Genomic DNA, 17,949 nt, shown 5'->3' on the forward strand with positions numbered 1-17,949 from the left:
GTAGTGTGGCGTGGTGGCTGCCGCGACCCCTCAGGACCCGACATCGAAATCGACATCGAAGACCATCCGTGCCGGGCAGGCGCACAAACGGAGCGCGATCCTCGCGGCAGCGCGGGATCTCTTCGTCCTGGACGGTGTCGAGCGCACGAGCATGGACGCCGTCGCTGCGCGCGCGAGCGTCTCGAAGCGGACCGTGTACGACTACTACGGCGACAAGCGCGGGCTCCTCCTCGGTGTCGTCGTGGCTGCGGGGGAGTCGCTCGTCGAGACGCTCCGGCGGGCCATCGCGGACCACCTGGCCGACGACGCTCCCATCGCCGACCAGGCCGCGCTCGAATGCGCGCTCGTCGGGTTCGCCGTGCAGATCGGCGAGACCATGCTCGGTTCTGCGGACTACGGGAGCACCATCAAGCTCATCGGTGACAACCGCGCGATCCTCCCCGAGCTCGCGCACCACCCCCTCAACTCGGCACCGGAAGCGGCGCTCGCCGAGCGGATCGCACACTTCGCGGACGTCGGTCTGCTCGACGTGGACGATGCGTTCCTGGCGGCCGACCACTTCAACGCCCTGACCACCCTGCTGGCCATGAACATCCGGTTCCCGGATCAGCTGTCCACGGACGCGACCCGCAGGACGATGGCCGACGGAGTGCACGCCTTCATGCGGGCGTACGGCGCGCGCTGAGCCCCGGCGGCAGCACGGCGTGCTCGTGGTGACGTCGTCGTGGTCGTCGAACACCGGTCGTCCGGTCGAACACCGCGATCCCGGTGTTCGACCGGACGCGAGGTGTGCAACACGGTCGTCCCGCGGGTGCAGCGCCTCCTGTCCGATGCACGGCCCGGCGACGACGCGCGTCCGCCGAGCGCCATGGGACGCCGAGCGCCGTCGGATGCCAGGCGTGGCCGGCGTCAGTTGGCGACGTTCACCTGCGTGCGGTGCAGGTCCGTCCGCTCGATCTGGTCGACGAAACCGATGGCGTAGTCCTGCGCGGAGATCGCGCCGCCCTCGGCGACCACGGCGACGTCGGTGCCGACCCGGTACGAGCCGGTGCGCTCGCCGGGGGCGAAGGAGCCGAACTGCAGGGGCGGGCTGACGAACACCCAGTCGAGCGCCTCGGGGGCGGCGGGGAGGTCCTCGAGGACGAGGGCCGCGCCGCTCTGGACCTCGTGGTGCAGCTCGGCCGGGACGGCGCTGAGGTCCTCGACGTACCGGGGCGCGCCGGGTGCGGGGCGGAGCGACGAGAACCCGCCGACCACGAACAGGCGAGCACCGGCGGACGCGGCCAGCCGCGCGATGGTGCGGTTGACCTCCCGGAAGGTGTCGGTGAGGTCGCCGCGCGGCGCGAGCGCGGCGGCGACGACGTCGGCGTCCTCGATGACCGAGGCGAGGACGGCTTCGTCGCTGGCGTCGCCCTGCACGTACCGGACGCCCGGGACCTGGTCGGTCGGGAGCGAACGGCTGAGCGAGGTGACCTCGTGACCACGGGACGCAGCCTCGGCGACGATCGCCGATCCTGCGTAGCCGGTGCCGCCGATGACGGAGATGCGGGACATGGGAGCCTTTCGGACGGAGGAGTGCACGGGCGCGACGAGCCGGCCCGATTCCACGGTAGGAGCGCACGCGAGAGAGCGGAAGTAGGCACTCCAGGGTGCCTGTCGCGCCCCGCTCGCCGGGGCCGGTAGACATACGGCATGAGCACCGCACCCAGGACGCTGCAGTTCCGCGCCTTCACGACGACGAGCGACGACCCGCGGTCCGGCAATCCGGCGGGGGTCGTGCTGCACGCCGAGACGTTGACCGACGCGGACATGCTCGCGATCGCCGGCGAGCTCGGACACAGTGAGACCGCGTTCCTCACCGCCGTGACGCCCCGCTCGGCGCGGATCCGCTACTTCACGCCGCGGGCGGAGATCGCGTTCTGCGGCCACGCGACCATCGCGTCGGGCGTGGCGCTGGCGCGGAACGGCGCCGAGGGCGTGGTCGACCTGACCACGAACGCCGGCGTCGTGCCGGTCGCGGTCCGTCCGGACGGCGCGACCCTCACCGCCGTCGCGACGACCGTCGCACCGCTCCCCGACGCGGTGCTCGGCGAGCTGCTCGACGCGCTCCGTCTGTCGTCGACGGACCTCGACCCGGCGCTGCCACCGGCGTTCCTGTCCGGGGGCAACCCGCACCCGCTCGTGCCCGTCCGCGACGGCGTCCTCGCCCGGCTCGACCACGACGGCGACGCGGTGCTCCGCCTGCAGGACCGGGAGGGATGGGACGGCACGATCGCGGTCGTGCACCGGGTCGACGCCACGCGGTTCGTGAGCCGTCACCCGTTCCCGCGCGGCGGTGTCCGCGAGGACCCGGCCACGGGGTCGGCTGCCGCCGCGCTCGGTGCCTACCTGCGGGACGGCGGCCACGTGGCGGTCCCGGCGGTGCTCACCGTCGAGCAGGGTGCGGAGACCGGACACCCCTCACGCATCACCGTCGAGGTCCCCGCGACGGGTCGCATCCGGGTGAGCGGGACGGTGGAGGAGCTGGCGGGGCCCGGTCTCCGGCCGACTGCCTAGACCCGCGACGCGCCGCCCCGCACGAGTCGGATGACGAGCAGGATCGCGGCGACGACCAGGACGATGATCCCGACCGTGATCAGGAACTTCAGGGTCGCGACGAACGCGCCGATCAGCAGCAGGATGATGCCGATGATGGCGAGGGTGACCCACAGGGCGTGGTTCATGATGTGTCCTTTCGAAGGGGTGACGTGCCCTTCTCGGCCGGACGGTACGCGTTCCCCGGCGTCGGCGACCGCCGTCCGCGCGAAGTCGGTCCGACCTGATCGATCCCGCGCGCGTCTTCGTGGATCCTGGGTCCGGCAGCCGCACACTGGTGCGTCCTGCTCCGGTCACCGCTCCGCGTCGGGCACCGTCACGACGCGGTTCTGGTACGCCCAGACGACGGCCTGCAGCCGCGATCGCACGCCGAGCTTCGGCAGCATCCGGGCCAAGTGGGACTTCACCGTCGAGACCTCGACGACGAGCGCGGCCGCGATTTCCTCGTTCGACATGCCCTGCGCCAGGAGCATGAGCACGTCGCGCTCCCGCTCGGTCAGCAGCTCGGTCCCTCGCCCGCGTGTCACGGGCTGGAGCGCGCGCCGTTCGACGAACTCGCGCAGCACCCGGCGGGTGAGCGCCTGGTCGAGCGTGCCGTTGCCGGCGGCCACCTGCCGGACGGCGGCGACGATGGTGTCGGGGTCCGCGTCTTTGAGCAGGAAGCCCGACGCACCGGCCTCGAGCGCGCCGAACACATAGTCGTCGAGGTCGAACGTCGTCAGCATGAGGACCGGGATCGGGGGATCCGCCTCGGGACCGCACAGGGCCCGTGCGACCTCGATGCCGTCCACGACGGGCATGCGGATGTCGAGGCACGCGACGTCCGGGTGCTCCGACCGTGCGAGGGCGAGTGCCTCGCCACCGTCCGTCGCGACGGCGACGACCGCGATGTCGGGTTCGGCGTCGAGCAACGCGGACAGACCGGCGCGGACGAGGGGCTGGTCGTCCGCGATGAGGACCCGGATCACGACGGCACCTCCGCTCCGACGGCCGGGGCGTCAGGACCGCTCGCCGCCCGCGGGACGACGAGGCGGACCTCCCACCCGCCGTCCTCCGTGGGACCGTACCGCAGGTCGGCGCCGACGAGGTCGGCTCGTTCGCGCATGCCGATGAGCCCGTGACCGCCCGAGGAGGACCGTGGTGCGGCCTCGCGTGCCGGTCCGTTCCGCACGACGACGGTGACGTGGGTGTGCTCGCGGTCGTCGAGCTCGACGGTGGTGGCGGCACCCGGGGCGTGCAGGGCGGCGTTCGCCAGGGCCTCCTGGACGGTCCGGTACGCCGCGAGCTGCGCGAGCGGACCGACGTCCGAGCCGACCGACGGGCTGGTCTCGGGCTCGCCCCGCAGCACCCGCAGCGTGACCCGGCCGTGCCGCTGCGCCCGCGCGACGAGGTCCGGGACCGCCGCCAGGGTCTCGACGGACCGCTCGGCCAGGGTGTCGTCGCGGAGCAGCCCGACGAGCCGCCGGAGGTCGTCGAGCACCGCCGTGCTCTGCTCCCGCACCTGGCGGACGGCGGCGTGGGCACGCTCGGGGTCGGTGTCGATCTGCCGGTCGATCACGGCGGCCATGAGCGCGATCCCGGACAGGTGGTGCGCGGCGATGTCGTGGAGCTCCCGCGCCATGGCGGCTCGCTCCCGGGACACGGCCGCCTCGACGCGCGCGTCCTGCTCGCGGACCACCGCGTCCCGCTCCCGGAGCACGGCGTCCTGCTCCCGGACGACCGCGTCCCGCTCGCGGACGACCGCGTCCCGCTCGCGGTCCCGCGCGGCGCGGATGTCCAGCCGCGCGCGGACGACGAGCGTCACGAGCAGGGGCAGCCCGATCACGGCACCGGCCTGCGCCGCACCCTGCACGACCGCCTGGACCGGCGTCCCGCCGTAGCCGGTGAGCTGCCAGACCGCCTCCTCGATCCCGACGCCCACCGCCGCTGTGACGAGGGCGGGCCACAGCCACGCGAGGGGCTGCCGGAGCACCGCGAGCACGACCGCCACCATCACCGCGAGCGTCGACAGACCGTGCAGCACGGACGGGGCCACCAGCACGAGGACGGCTGCGAGCACCGCGACGGCCACGAGCGTCGTCCGCGGTCGGTTCCGCGCCCACAGCAGCACGCACGCCTGGGCCGTGAGCACGGCGGCGACGACCCACCAGGACGGGTCGGCGGGCGAGGCGAACTGGATCTGGGCCGAGTCCGGATCCCCCGCCGCCATCGCGGGTGCGCCGAGCAGGAGCGCGATCACCGCGACCGCGTCGGCCGCGGCGACCAGGACGTCCACCCGCCGCACCCGCGGGCGGGCCTCAGCGGTGACCATCGCTCGAGTCTACGAGTGGCGACGCGGAGGGCGTCGGGGCAGCAGCGGGTGCGGTGCCGGCCACGACGGCGGAGGCGGGGTCCTCCGCCGGGCCGGTGCCGGGCCTCCCGGCCGTGCCGACGACGGGACCGCGGTAGCCGAGCCGGCCCCGCGTCGCGACCACGATGACGACCGCGCCGATGGTCGAGGTGATGAGCAGCGCGAGCAGCATCGTCTCGGCACCGATGCCCGGGAACATGTCGCTCCACAGGACCGACGCCGTGGTGTTGACGCTGACGTGGAGGAGCACCGCGAGCGGCAGGCTCTCACCCGACCGGTTGAACACCCACGACATCACGACGGTGAACGCCATGCAGAACCCCACGAACACGAGCGGTTGCGTCCAGTGCGCGGTCGGCCATCCACCCCAGTCCGTCAGGAACAGCGGCAGGTGCCACAGCCCCCAGAGCGGCCCGAGCACGAGCGCGGCCCGCATCGGGCCGAACCGGCCCTGGAGGCGCGGCAGGGCGAAGTCCCGCCAGCCCGGCTCCTCCGCCAGTCCGGTCGTCACGACCTGGAGGAGCAGCGCCGGCACGTAGGCCGCCAACGCCAGCGCGGACGGTGCGTGGACGACCCCGCCCGCGAACGGCAGCCCCGACAGGACGATGAGCACCGGAACGCCGAGCAGCACCGTCACGTACCACTGCCACCGGACCCGCCACCGCCACAGCCGGCCGGCCCACACCCGGAGGCCCGCACGACCGTCCGCCGCGGCCGTCACGACGAACGCCGCGGTGACCGGTCCGAGGAGTGCGCCCGGCAGGACACCCGACAGCTGCGCGGTGCCGAGGACCTCGGGGAAGTGGAGGTCCCAGATCCCGAGACCGTGGGGCGACAGGATGTAGGGCAGCCACACCAGCCAGCTCGTCCCGAGGGCGAGCACGGCGAACGTGCGGAGCGGGTTGCGGGCGACGACGCCGCGGAGCCCGCCCGGAGCGGGCCTCGTGCTCCTGCGGTCCGTCCCCGGTGCGCTGATGGTGGTCATGGTGCCTCCGTCGGTCAGGTGGCCGCGGTTCGACCACATCCCGACGGTAGGAATCGCGGGTGCCCGGCCTCGACGGGCGGAGGGACGCAGCTCGCGATCTCCATCGGAGGATGCAAGGGGCCGGTCTGCGCCCCTCCGTCGATCCTGCGCATGCCGACGACGAGTGCGCATGCGCCCCCATGTCCCGTTGTCGTCCGCGTGAGCACCTGGCGCGGGCAGACGCCGCTTCAGGACCAGCCGAGCGTCCGCAACACCGCGGCGGTCACGGCGGCCAGCGCGACCACGACGATGAACGGCGCCCGCAGCACGAGCGCGACGATCGCCACGACGAGCCCGGCCGCGCGCGCGTCGAGCACCAGGTGCGTCGCGGTCGAGAACGTCTGCAGGACGACGAGCGAGGCGAGCAGGGCGGCCGGGAGCATCTCGCTGACGCGGGCGACCCGGGGCTCCTCGAGCACGGCCGGGGGGACGGTGTAGCCGGAGAACTTGAACCCGTACGCGATCGCCGACGCCGCGATCACCGCGATCCACGCGGTCACGACGCGGCCCCGGTCGCATCCGGCCGGGAGGGCCGCCACCGGTCGGGCCACCACCACGCGATCACCGCGCCCACGCACGCGGCGGCGAGGACCGGGAGGCCCTGTGGGATCACCGGGATGAGTGCGGTCGTCACGATCCCGGCGACGATCGCGATGGCGACCGGTTGCCGTGCCCGCAGCCGCGGCCAGAGGAGTCCGATGAACGCGGCCGAGGCGGCGGCGTCGAGCCCGTAGCGCTTCGGATCGCCGAGCGCGGACCCCGCGAGGGCCCCGACGAGCGTCATGACGTTCCATCCGATGTACACGCCGAGGCCGGTCACCCAGAACCCCAGGCGACGGAGCGGCCGCGAGGACTGCGCGACCGCGACCGCCGTGGACTCGTCGATCGTGAGCTGGGGGACCACGATCCGACGCCACCCGCGGGGGAGCATCGTCGGACCGAGTTGGAGCCCGTAGAGCGCGTTCCGGATGCCGAGCAGGGAGGCGGCCGCGATCGCCGCCCCCGCGGTGCCGCCGCCGCCGAGGATCCCGACGAGTGCGAACTGCGACCCGCCGCTGAACAGGAGGAGCGACAGCAGGCAGGTCTGCACGACGCTGAGGCCGCTCGCCACGCTCAGCGCGCCGAAGCTCACGCCGTACAGTCCGGTCGCGACGGCGACCGAGACGCCCTGGCGGACGACGGCCCGCCGAGCGGTCGTGACGTCCGCCGCTCGCTCGGGGCCGTCGTGCTCGTCGGCGGGGGTGGGGGAGCCGTCGGTCATGCCCTCAGGATGCCGCAGGCCGGCTGCGCCCGGGCGCGCCCGCGTGTCCCAGACGCGCAGTTCTCTGTCAACCCCGGCGTCCGGGCGCCACGGCTGCGATCCTTGGATGATGGCAGAGGACGTGGTGCGACGCTCAGTGGTCGCCGGGCAGGACATCGACGATGCCCGTGCCATGTACGAGGCCGCGTACAACGGACGGCAGTTCCACATCGAGCCGACCGAGCGCGAGTTCGGGTACCGATACACGATCGCCGGGGACGACGACGTCACGCTGCGGGGGAACCGGTTCACGGGGTCGGTCGAAGGCACCGTCCAGGTGCAGGGCGAGTACGTGGTCACGTGGATCACCGCGGGGACCGGCGCGATGGACCTCGAGGGGACCGGCGACCTCACGCCGCTCGAACCCGGGCAGCCCGTCCTGTTCACCACCGGTGGCCAGAACCGGTTCGCGTTCGCCGACTACAAGCAGAACCTCGTCCACCTCGACGGCCGGTACCTCGAGCGGGTCGCGGCGGAGGTCGAGGGCCACGACGGCGGGCCCCTGCGGTTCCGACACGGTGGCCGACTCGAGGACCACGCGCTCCAGCGGTGGACGGCGGCGGTGCGGACGGTGAACGCCGTGGGCGCGAGTGCGGACGCCAGTGCCCTGCTGCGGAGCGAGGTGAACCGCCTCGCCGCGGTGTCGCTCCTGTCGACGTTCCCACACGAGGCGACCTCCCTGCCGCCCGAGCTGCTGCTCCCGCGCCACCGACGGGTCCGCACGGCCGTCGAGTTCATCCACGCGAACGCCCATCTGCCGATCACGCTCACGGACGTCGCCGCGGCGGCGAACGTGAGCTCCCGCTCCCTGCAGCAGGCGTTCGAGCGTGCCCTGGCCACGTCGCCCACGCGGTACCTGCGGCAGGTGCGCCTGGAGCGGGTGCGGGCCGAACTGCTCGAGCAGCACCCCGAGGACGTGTCCGTCGGCGACGTCGCACGCCGTTGGGGCTTCGTGCACCTCGGCCGGTTCTCGGGGGCGTACGCAGCGGCCTTCGGGGAGTACCCGCGCGAGACGCTGTACCGCTGACGGGCGGTCAGTGGTGCGGGTGGTGCCCGCCCACGTCGTGGTGCGCGTGCGCTTCGTCGTGCCCGTGCCCGTGCCCGTGCCCGTGCTCGTGCCCGTGCTCGTGCTCGTGCCCGTGCTCGTGCTCGTTCGCTTCGTGGTGCTCGTGCGCGTGGCCCCCGTCGTCCGGGCCGCCGCCCATCATCCGCAGCATCGACCACGAGCCGCTGCGGACGAACACGACGAGCAGGACCGCCGCCACGACCAGGAACAGGATGTCCAACCAGGTGGTGTAGTTCCACCTGATCCCGGTCTCGGCGATCGCCAGGTGCCGACCGGTGGGGACGAGGCCGAGCGGCGTGAAGACGAGCTCGACGACGTACCCGGCGAGCACCATGGCGCCGTAGAGGACGCCGGTGATCCGGAGGGCGGCCGCCCAGCCGTAGTACTTCCGGTAGATCACGATGATCGGGATGATGAGCAGGTCGGCGAAGACGAAGCTCACGACGCCGCCGAAGCTGATCCCGCCGTTCCAGAGCACCGCCGCGAGCGGGACGTTCCCGACCGAGCACACGAAGCTGACCATGGCGATGACCGGTCCGATGAGCGGGTCGAGGAAGAACGCGACCGTCGGGTCACCGTGCAGGAACACCGCCTGCAGCCATGCCTTCGGCACCCAGGCCTCGAACGCCCCCGCGATGAGGAGCCCGATGACGATGTCCCGGAGCACGGCGGCCCAGTCCATGACGAAGTACTGGGACACCGACGTGATGCCCGGTCGGGAGAACAGGCGTCGCCAGAACCCCTGGTCACCGGCGACCGACATGTCCATCGCCGCGTGCCCCTCCATCGAGCCGGCGAGGCCCCGCTCGGCCTGCTCCCGTGCGGCGTCGACGATGCGACCCCGCATCCAGAGTCGGAAGCCGAGCGCGACGAGCACGATCATGACGGGGCCGCCGATGAACTCGGCGAGGGTGAACTGCCATCCCATGACGAACGCGAGGACGAGGCCGAGCTCGACGACGAGGTTCGTCGACGCCACCTCGAACGCGATCGCCGCGGTGAGGCTCGCGCCCTTCCGGAACAGGGCCCGGGCGAGCGCGACCGCCGCGTAGGAGCACGAGGAGGACAGTGCTCCGAACCCCGTCGCCACCGCGATGGCACGCGGGGAGTCGTCGTGCATGAGCCGGGTGATGCGTTCGGTCCTGACCGCGGCCTGGATCACACCCGACAGGGCGAACCCGAGCACGAGGGGCCAGAGGATCGTCCACGCCATCGTCCCGGCCGCCGCCAGGGCGGCACCGATCGCCTGCAGGATCATCATGATGACAAGGTACCCCCTGGGGGTAGTCGAGACCAGATGGTTCGCCTGTGACCCGGTTCACCCGGAGGTCACGGACCTGAGTGTCGGATGGACGTCGTTGCACTCCGTGCATCGGTGCACCTAGTGTCTCCGGAGTGACCACGCGGACGAGCATCGACCGCCGGGCCGTGCTCAAGGCCCGGCACCGGGCGGCGATCCTCGACGCCGCCCGCGCCCTGACCGCCGAACGGGGCGGTCCCCGGTTCAGCGTCGACGAGCTGGCCGCCCGCGCCGACGTCGCGCGCCGCACGGTGTTCAACCACTTCTCGTCGATCGACGAGGTCGTCCTCGCGCTCTGTGGCGAGCTGCTCACCGTCGTCCTCGACGACTTCGTGGCGACGGCCACCGCGACGCCCGTCGGCAACGGTGACCGGGCCTCCATGTTCGACGAGATCGCCGAGTGGTTACGCGTCGCCGACCTGCCGACCGCGATCTCGTCGATCGTGCGCGTGCTCGGTGAGCCGCCCGAGGAGGACCGCCGCGGCCGTCTGCTCATCGACGAGGCCTTCGACCGGTCGACCGCCGTCCTCGTCGACGAGGTCCGTCGCCGCAACCCGTCGGCCGACCCGCTCGACGCCGAACTCCTCGTGACCTCGCTCATGAACGGCGTCGTCGTGATCTCGAAGCACTGGGTCCTCCGCACGGGTGCGAGCACTGACGGCGACGGCCGCGCACAGTGGGACGCGTTGCTCGGCCGACTCATCGACAGCGTCCGCAGCGGCTACATGCCCCAGCACTGACCACGAGGGGTCCACCGGCGTACCCCGATCCCAGCAGCACCACCACCGCACAGAAAGGAACGGGGCACCAGCATGGCCGGTCTCCTCTACCGCCTCGGACGCTTCGCCGCGCGCCGACACTGGTCCGTCGTCGTCGCCTGGATCGTGATCCTGGCGCTCGCCGGGGTCGGGTACAGCCTGTTCGCCGGGACGATCTCGTCCTCGATCACCATCCCGGGGACCGCGACGAGCAAGGTGACCGACGAGCTCGCCAAGAAGTTCAAGTCCGCCAGCGGGGGCAGCGGCACGATCGTCTTCCAGACGACGAGCGGTGACGCGTTCACGGCCGACCAGAAGTCCGGTATCAAGTCGTTCCTGTCGACGATCGACGGGTACAAGGGCGTCCGGGCGACCACGAACCCGTTCACGACGCAGCAGCAGCTGGCCGACCAGCGCCAGCAGGTGCAGGACGGCAAGCAGAAGATCGTCACGGGCAAGCAGCAGCTCGCCGACGCGCAGGCGCAGATCGACGCGGGCCAGAAGCAGCTCGCCGCGGGACAGCAGCAGATCGACGCCGCACAGCAGCAGCTCGACCAACAGAAGGCGCAGGCCCAGGCTGCCGATCAGCTCGCGGCGGTGCAGGCACAGCTCACGGCCGGCCAGGCGCAGATCGACGCGAACCAGCAGAAACTCGACGCGAGCAAGGCGACGCTGGCGACCAACCAGCAGAAGGTCGACGCGAACCGGAAGAAGCTCCAGCAGAACGCGACGAAGCTCGACCTGAGTTCGCAGTTGCTCGACCTGTCGAAGAACATCCGCTTCGTGTCGTCGAACGGCAGTGCCGCGGTGGGCACGGTGTCGTTCCAGAAGGCGACGATCGCGGTGCCGCAGACACTGAAGAACAAGATCGTCGACAAGTCGGAGCACGCCGGCATCGACGGCGTGCGGGTCTACCCGTCGAACGACATCGCGCAGGGTGTTCCGAGCATCCTCGGCCCCGGTGAGGTCGTCGGCATCGTCATCGCCGCGATCGTGCTGCTCGTCATGCTCGGCACGGTCATCGGCGCCGCGCTGCCGCTCGTCAGCGCGATCCTCGGGGTGGGCGTCGCCACGCTCGGTGCGATGTCGTTCTCGGGCCTCGTCGAGTTCATCTCGGTGACGCCGGTACTCGGGGTGATGCTCGGCCTGGCCGTCGGCATCGACTACTCGCTGTTCATCCTCAACCGGCACCGGTCCCAGCTGAAGCAGGGCATGGAGCTGCATCAGTCGATCGGTCTGGCGAACGGCACCTCGGGCAACGCGGTCGTGTTCGCGGGGTCGACGGTGATCGTCGCGCTCCTCGCGCTCAACATCACCGGCATCCCGTTCCTCGGGCTCATGGGCACGGTCGGCGCCGTCGCGGTGGCGGTCGCGATCCTCGTGGCGATCAGCTTCACGCCCGCGATGCTGAGCCTCGTCGGCTTCCGCATCCTCCGTCGGAAGGAGCGCGCGGCGATCGGGCGCACCGGCTCGGTGCGGATCCCGAACAAGCCCATGGCGACCTGGCGCGCGATCGTCACCCTCGTGGCCGGCGTCGCGGTGCTCGGGGTCGTCGCCCTGCCCGCCATGCACATGCGCCTCGGGCTCCCGACGGGTGCCGCCGAGGCCACCGACTCGAGCCAGTACAAGGCGTACAAGGTGCTCGAGCGCGAGTTCGGTGCCGGTCAGAACGGCCCGATCCTCGTCGTCGCCGACCTGCCGCACAAGGCGACCGGCAACGACCTGCTCCGGCAGGAGGTCGCCATCGGGCAGAAGATCGCCGACCAGGGTCACGTGCACGCCGTCGCACCGATCGGGGCGTCGTCGGACGGGACCGTCATCGCGTTCCAGGTGCAGCCCACGGGCGGACCCTCGAGCGTGTCCACGGAGAACCTCGTGCACGACCTCCGCGGCCTGTCGCCGGTCAAGGCCGACGGGGGGAACGTCCACCTCGGTGTCGCCGGCAACGCGAGCGCGAACATCGACGTCTCCGAGAAGCTCGCGGACGTCCTGCCGCTCTACCTCGTGGTGGTCGTCGGACTCTCGCTCATCATCCTCATCATCGTGTTCCGGTCGTTCCTCGTGCCGCTCACCGCGACCGCCGGCTTCGTGCTCTCGCTCCTGGCGGCGTTCGGCGGCCTGACCGCGATCTACCAGTGGGGCTGGCTCGGCCAGGTGTTCGGTGTGCACGACCCGGCACCGATCCTGAGCTTCCTGCCGGTGATCGAGGTGGGCGTGCTGTTCGGGCTCGCGATGGACTACCAGTTGTTCCTCGTGTCGGGTATGCGCGAGGCGTACGCCCACGGAGCCCCGGCGAAGATCGCGGTGCAGCGGGGCGTCCACGCGGGCCGGGCGGTCGTCACGGCGGCGGCGATCATCATGATCTCGGTGTTCTCCGGCTTCATCTTCTCGGAGTCCTCGACGATCCGACCGATCGGGTTCGGGCTGGCGTTCGGGGTGCTCGTGGACGCGTTCATCGTCCGCCTGCTGCTCATCCCGGCGTCCATGCACCTGCTCGGGCGCGCGGCCTGGTGGTTCCCGAAGTGGCTCGACCGGATCGTGCCGGACGTCGACGTCGAGGGTGCGAAGCTCGAGCGGGGCATGCCCTCCCGCGGGGACGACACCCACGCGGAGCACGGCCACCACGCGGCGCCGGTGGTCGAGGACGCCGCTCCGGCGGTCGCCCACCACGAGCACCCGGAGCACCGCGCCTGACCGCGTCCGCTCGCGCTTGAGGGGCGCTCGCATCATCAACCCGGGAGGCGGGACCTGCGTCGAGCACGCGGGTCCCGCCTCCCGTCCGTCGCGTCCCGCGAACGCGGGGTGCAGTGCTTGCACTATTGCGGGTTGTGCAAAGCTGCGGCAGGTGTAAAGTTGCATGCACTGCAAGGTTGTATGCCACCGTCGGCACCCCGACGAGGTCGGCTCCCTGCAGGCGACGCACGCATCTCCACACCCATCCGAAGGACCGCAATGTCAACCGCCTCCGCTCCCGCGCAGGTCCGGCGCAGTGCTCCAGGATCGGCGCCCGCATCGGGCTCGCCGATCATGAGCCACCGCCAGATCCTGCTCGTCATCTACGGCCTCATGGCCGGCATGTTCCTCTCGTCCCTCGACCAGACGATCGTCGGGACCGCCATCCGCACCATCGGTGACGACCTGCACGGTCTCAACGAGCAGGCGTGGGTGACCACCGCGTACCTCATCACCTCGACGATCACCACGCCGATCTACGGCAAGCTCTCGGACCTGTTCGGGCGCCGCCCGCTGTACATCTTCGGCATCTCGGTGTTCGTCGTCGGGTCGCTGCTGTCGTCCTTCTCGACCTCGATGCTCATGCTCGCCGCGTTCCGCGCGTTCCAGGGCATCGGTGCGGGCGCGCTCATGTCGCTGCCCCTCGCGATCATGGGCGACATCCTCGCGCCCCGTGAGCGCGCGAAGTACCAGGGGTACTTCCTGGCCGTGTTCGGCATCTCGTCGGTCATCGGCCCGCTCGTCGGTGGTCTGTTCTCGGGTGCCGCGCAGATCCTGTTCATCACGGGCTGGCGCTGGGTGTTCCTGGTGAACGTCCCGATCGGCATCGCGGCGTTGCTCATGGTCATCGCGTTCCTGCACCTGCCGAAGACCGGCGAGAAGCGCACGCCGCGGATCGACTGGTGGGGTGCGACCTCGGTCATCGTGACCCTCGCGCCGCTCCTGCTCGTCGCCGAGGAGGGCCGCGACTGGGGCTGGGGTTCCGCCGGCGCCATCGCCTGCTACGCCGTGGGCGTCGCCGGACTGGTCGGGTTCCTGGTCGTCGAGACCCTCATGAAGGACGACGCGATCATCCCGCTCAAGCTGTTCCGCTCGGGCGTGTTCTCGATGGCGACCGTCATGGGCTTCCTCGTCGGGTTCGCGATGTTCGGCGCCATGCTGACCATCCCGTTGTACCTGCAGATCGTCACCGGGCTGTCCCCGACGGCGTCCGGCTTCGCCACGCTGCCGATGATCGGTGGCCTCATGATCGCGTCGATCGTGTCCGGCCAGATCGTGTCCCGCACCGGCAGGTACCGGATCTTCCCGGTCACCGGCACCGCGTTCACCGCCGTCGGCTTCGTCGTCCTGACGTTCATGACGATCGACAAGCCGCTCTGGTTCCTCATGATCGGCATGTTCTTCATCGGTCTCGGCCTCGGCCAGCTCATGCAGACCATCACGCTCGCCAGCCAGAACTCGGTCGAGCCCCGGGACATGGGTGTCGCCACGAGCTCGGCGACGTTCTTCCGGCAGATCGGTGGAACGCTCGGCACGGCCGTGCTCCTGTCGGTGCTGTTCTCCCTCATGCCGACGAACATCGTGACCGCGATGTCGGACAAGACGGACCTGTCGAGTGGCCTGAACGCCGCCCTGACCCCCTCGGTCGCGAACGCGTCGGAGAACAAGGGCGTGATGAAGCAGATCTGGACCCCGATCGTCACCCCGATCAGGAGCAAGCTCCAGGACGCGCTCGACCAGGGCACGACCGCCGCCAAGGCCGCCGCGGACAAGGCCGTCACCCAGCAGGTGACGGCCGCCGTCCAGCAGCAGGTCACCGCCGGCACCGTCCCGGCAGCGGCCGCGCAGACCGTCATCCAGCAGCAGGTCGCCGCCGCCGAACCGGCCGCCGAGCAGCAGGCCCTGGCGGCTGCCGCGAAGCAGGCGCACGCCTCGGTGTCGAACGGTCGGCTGACGATCGACTACAGCGATGCCAGTCAGCGGAAGCACGTCGTGAACGAGGTCGCACCGGCCATCGCGAAGCAGTTGCGGAAGGGCACGTCGGGCTCGAGCAGTTCCGCGAGCGAGACGAGCGACACGTCGTACCTCAACGGCGCGGACGCGCGGCTCACCAAGCCCTTCATGACCGGCTTCAACGCCTCGGCCGTGTCGATCTACTGGGTCGGCCTCGGCGTGATCCTGCTCGCGTTCGTCCTCAGCTGGTTCTTCAAGGTGCCGCCGCTGCGGCAGCGGTCCGCACTGCAGGAGCAGGCCGACAAGGACCAGACGGCCGACGACCTCGAGGTGGAGGCCGTGCGCGCCGCCGACCTCACCGGCTCGTTGACCGCCCCCGCGACCGGGTCGATCCCGGTCTCCAAGTAGGGCAGGACCGCGGCGCCGTCGCCGTCCGACAGGACGGGGGCGGCGCCGCACCGATCCGGCGCGACCGCTGCCGGACGACCACGACCACCAGGACGGAGACGACGTGGACACCAGCGCCACGCTCGACACGGCCGCGATCGACATCGCGGGCGTCGACCCCGAGTCATCCACGCTCCGGGCCCGCAAGAAGCGGCAGACCCGCGGGCACATCCAGGACGCCGCACGCCGCCTGACCGCCGAGCACGGCCTCCACGGTGTGACGATCGACGCGATCTGCGCCGAAGCCGGTGTCTCGACCCGCACGTTCTTCAACTACTTCCCGTCGAAGTCCGCCGCCGCACTCGGGCTGCCGGACCTCCGGATCGACGATGCCCAGCGGGCACGGTTCGCCGCTGGGGAACCCGACGCCCTCGTGTCCGACCTCTGCGCTCTCGTCGCGCACGTCGTCGCCGAGACCGGCGCCTCACCGCACGAGAAGGCTGTCATGAAGGACCTCATCACCGAGCAGCCCGAGCTCATGCCGGCCGTGCTCAAGTGGATGGCGGACCTGCGGAAGGACCTCGTCGCGATCGCCGCCGGTCGCGTGCCCGAACGGACCGCTCGACTCGCGGTGACCCTCGTGCTCGGAGCGCTGCTCGAGGCCGTCCACCAGGGCGGCAGCACCACCGATCCGGACTTCGCGGACCGGATCGCCGCGACCGTCGCCGAGATCGGGGCGCTCGCCTCCTGACCGTCGGACCCGACATGCGCCAGCATGGAGCGGACGGGTGCGTCGCGCCCGTGCGTTCGAAGGAGAACCCGTGCCGCTGACCGACCTCGTCCCCGATCCCGGCGCCGTCGAGCGCATCGCCACGGGGAGCACCTGGGCCGAGGGCCCCGTGTGGATCCCGGCGACGCGGACCCTCCGCTGGTCCGACATCCCCGGCGACCGCATCATGCAGTGGCACGCCGACGACGGCACCACGAGCGTGTACGCCGACCGCGTCGAGTTCACGAACGGCCGGACGCTCGACCGGGACGGCAGCGTCGTGCAGTGCTCCCACGGCCGGCGACGCGTCGAGCGGGACCGCGACGGCGTCGTCGAACCGATCGTGGCGAGCTGGGACGGTGTCCGGTTCAACTCCCCGAACGACGTGGTCGTCGCACCGGACGGCACGATCTGGTTCACCGACCCCGACTACGGGATCACGCAGTCGCGTGAGGGCCACGCCGGGTACCTGGAGTACGGGGACCACGCGGTGTTCCGGTTCGACCCCGCGACCGGCCGCGTCCGCCCGGTCGTGCTCGACGTGGAGGAGCCGAACGGGTTGGCGTTCTCACCCGACGGGACGACGCTCTACGTCGCCGATTCGTCCGCATCCGAGGGCTCGGACGTCGGGAACCGGTGGATCCGGGCGTACGACGTCGTGGATGGCATCCGGTGCAACAACGGCCGCGTCTTCGCCCAGTTCGCGGTCGACGAGGGCGTCCCCGACGGCATCCGCGTCGACGAGGACGGGAACGTGTGGAGCTCGAGCGCGCAGGGCGTCATCGTCGTCGCACCCTCGGGGGACCGGATCGGGACCGTGCCCGTCCCCGAGGTCGTCGCGAACCTCTGCTTCGGGGGCGACGACGGCACGACGCTGTTCATCGCGGCGACGACGTCGATCTACCGTGTCGCGACCACGGCGCGGGACGCCCACGAGATCGCCCTCCGCCCGTGAGCGGGAGCGCGGCACCGGGTCCGGCGGCACCGGGTCCGGCGGCACCGGGCCCGGCGGTGCTCGTCGTCGCCGACGCCGCGGCGTGGCGCGCCTGGCTCGACGCCCACGAGGACGACCCCGACGGCGTGTGGCTCGTGCTCGCGAAGAAGGGCACGGTCGACCCGACCTCGCTGACGTACGACCAGGCCCTCGACGAGGCCCTGTGCAGCGGCTGGATCGACGGGCAGAAGCGGGGGAACGACGCCGCCACGTTCCTCCAGCGGTTCACGCCACGGCGCCGGACGTCGCTGTGGTCGCAGCGGAACATCGGGCTCGTCGCGGCCCTGACGGCGCAGGGGCAGATGCGACCGCGTGGCCAGGCCGAGGTCGACCGTGCCCAGGCCGACGGGCGATGGGCCAGCGCGTACGCCGGGTCGGCGGCGATCGCCGAGCCGGAGGACCTGACAGCGGCGCTCGCGGCATCGCCCGCGGCGGCCGAGCGCTTCGCGACGCTGAACCGGCAGAACCGGTACGCGGTGCTGCACCGGATCACGACGGCGCCGAGTCCGACGGCCCGGGCGAACCGCCTGGCGAAGCTCGTCGCGATGCTCGAGCGCGGGGAGACGCCCTACCCGCAGTGACGCCGGGCGTGCGGACCGGCGAGTGCGCGCGTGGACGACGAAGCGCGCGCGTGGACGACGAAGGGCGCGCGTGGACGACAGCGCAGTTGTCGTCGGGGCGCGCGGTTCGGAGGTGCAACACGAGGGCGATGCGCGTCAT

The 17,949-nt window shown here is 71.6% G+C and carries 17 protein-coding genes; 9 read left to right on the forward strand and 8 right to left on the reverse strand.

Features of this window, described 5'->3' with window-relative positions:
• Positions 1-13 precede the first annotated feature (13 nt).
• A complete protein-coding gene (locus DEI86_RS14520; RefSeq protein ID WP_111050005.1) occupies positions 14-685 on the forward strand; it encodes a TetR/AcrR family transcriptional regulator in 672 nt (223 codons plus the stop codon).
• Between the two features lie 224 nt (positions 686-909).
• Here DEI86_RS14520 and DEI86_RS14525 read toward each other — a convergent pair whose 3' ends face one another.
• Complete coding sequence (locus DEI86_RS14525) at positions 910-1,554, reverse strand: NAD(P)-dependent oxidoreductase (protein WP_111049992.1); 645 nt, start codon at positions 1,552-1,554, stop codon at positions 910-912.
• Between the two features lie 138 nt (positions 1,555-1,692).
• On the opposite strand from DEI86_RS14525, the gene DEI86_RS14530 reads away from it, so the two are divergent.
• Entirely contained in the window at positions 1,693-2,556 is an 864-nt protein-coding gene (locus DEI86_RS14530; protein ID WP_111049993.1) for a PhzF family phenazine biosynthesis protein, read from the forward strand.
• Here the strand turns inward: DEI86_RS14530 and DEI86_RS16635 are convergent.
• The 6 genes from DEI86_RS16635 to DEI86_RS14555 form a co-directional block, all read right to left on the reverse strand.
• Positions 2,553-2,723, reverse strand: a complete 171-nt coding sequence (locus DEI86_RS16635) for a hypothetical protein (RefSeq protein ID WP_181434976.1) — start codon at positions 2,721-2,723, stop codon at positions 2,553-2,555. The two genes, DEI86_RS14530 and DEI86_RS16635, sit on opposite strands and share 4 nt — an antisense overlap.
• Positions 2,724-2,888: 165 nt before the next feature.
• A complete protein-coding gene (locus DEI86_RS14535; protein ID WP_111010729.1) occupies positions 2,889-3,563 on the reverse strand; it encodes a response regulator transcription factor in 675 nt (224 codons plus the stop codon).
• A complete protein-coding gene (locus DEI86_RS14540; RefSeq protein ID WP_111049994.1) occupies positions 3,560-4,906 on the reverse strand; it encodes a sensor histidine kinase in 1,347 nt (448 codons plus the stop codon). Before DEI86_RS14540 ends, DEI86_RS14535 begins: the two co-directional genes overlap by 4 nt.
• Positions 4,893-5,930 carry a type II CAAX endopeptidase family protein gene (locus DEI86_RS14545; RefSeq protein WP_111050006.1) on the reverse strand — a complete coding sequence of 346 codons (1,038 nt, stop codon included), beginning with the start codon at positions 5,928-5,930 and terminating at the stop codon, positions 4,893-4,895. Before DEI86_RS14545 ends, DEI86_RS14540 begins: the two co-directional genes overlap by 14 nt.
• Before the next feature lie 227 nt (positions 5,931-6,157).
• Complete coding sequence (locus tag DEI86_RS14550) at positions 6,158-6,469, reverse strand: AzlD domain-containing protein (protein WP_111050007.1); 312 nt, start codon at positions 6,467-6,469, stop codon at positions 6,158-6,160.
• The gene (locus tag DEI86_RS14555; RefSeq protein WP_111010725.1) at positions 6,466-7,230 is read right to left on the reverse strand and encodes an AzlC family ABC transporter permease; all 765 of its coding nucleotides are present in this window, start codon (positions 7,228-7,230) and stop codon (positions 6,466-6,468) included. The genes DEI86_RS14550 and DEI86_RS14555 overlap by 4 nt, the downstream gene beginning before the upstream one ends.
• Before the next feature lie 109 nt (positions 7,231-7,339).
• Here DEI86_RS14555 and DEI86_RS14560 point away from each other — a divergent pair, with 109 nt between their 5' ends.
• Positions 7,340-8,296 (forward strand): helix-turn-helix transcriptional regulator, encoded by a 957-nt coding sequence (locus tag DEI86_RS14560; protein ID WP_146249520.1) that lies wholly within the window; start codon positions 7,340-7,342, stop codon positions 8,294-8,296.
• Positions 8,297-8,303: 7 nt separating this feature from the next.
• On the opposite strand, the gene DEI86_RS14565 is transcribed toward DEI86_RS14560, so the two are convergent.
• Positions 8,304-9,596 (reverse strand): permease, encoded by a 1,293-nt coding sequence (locus tag DEI86_RS14565; protein WP_111049995.1) that lies wholly within the window; start codon positions 9,594-9,596, stop codon positions 8,304-8,306.
• A gap of 134 nt (positions 9,597-9,730) precedes the next feature.
• On the opposite strand from DEI86_RS14565, the gene DEI86_RS14570 reads away from it, so the two are divergent.
• The 6 genes from DEI86_RS14570 to DEI86_RS14595 all read left to right on the forward strand — a co-directional run bounded on the left by DEI86_RS14570 (position 9,731) and on the right by DEI86_RS14595 (position 17,810).
• Positions 9,731-10,375 (forward strand): TetR/AcrR family transcriptional regulator, encoded by a 645-nt coding sequence (locus DEI86_RS14570; RefSeq protein WP_181435388.1) that lies wholly within the window; start codon positions 9,731-9,733, stop codon positions 10,373-10,375.
• Positions 10,376-10,447: 72 nt separating this feature from the next.
• Entirely contained in the window at positions 10,448-13,087 is a 2,640-nt protein-coding gene (locus DEI86_RS14575) for an MMPL family transporter (protein WP_111049996.1), read from the forward strand.
• A 258-nt stretch (positions 13,088-13,345) separates the two neighbouring features.
• The gene (locus DEI86_RS14580) at positions 13,346-15,487 is read left to right on the forward strand and encodes an MDR family MFS transporter (protein ID WP_181439799.1); all 2,142 of its coding nucleotides are present in this window, start codon (positions 13,346-13,348) and stop codon (positions 15,485-15,487) included.
• Between the two features lie 103 nt (positions 15,488-15,590).
• On the forward strand, positions 15,591-16,217 hold the full coding sequence (locus DEI86_RS14585; RefSeq protein WP_258368646.1) for a TetR/AcrR family transcriptional regulator: 627 nt from the start codon (positions 15,591-15,593) through the stop codon (positions 16,215-16,217).
• Positions 16,218-16,287: 70 nt separating this feature from the next.
• On the forward strand, positions 16,288-17,190 hold the full coding sequence (locus DEI86_RS14590; RefSeq protein ID WP_309146568.1) for an SMP-30/gluconolactonase/LRE family protein: 903 nt from the start codon (positions 16,288-16,290) through the stop codon (positions 17,188-17,190).
• Complete coding sequence (locus DEI86_RS14595) at positions 17,187-17,810, forward strand: YdeI family protein (RefSeq protein ID WP_375342179.1); 624 nt, start codon at positions 17,187-17,189, stop codon at positions 17,808-17,810. Before DEI86_RS14590 ends, DEI86_RS14595 begins: the two co-directional genes overlap by 4 nt.
• Positions 17,811-17,949 lie beyond the last annotated feature (139 nt).

The organism is Curtobacterium sp. MCBD17_028 (assembly GCF_003234875.1).
GTDB lineage: Bacteria > Actinomycetota > Actinomycetes > Actinomycetales > Microbacteriaceae > Curtobacterium.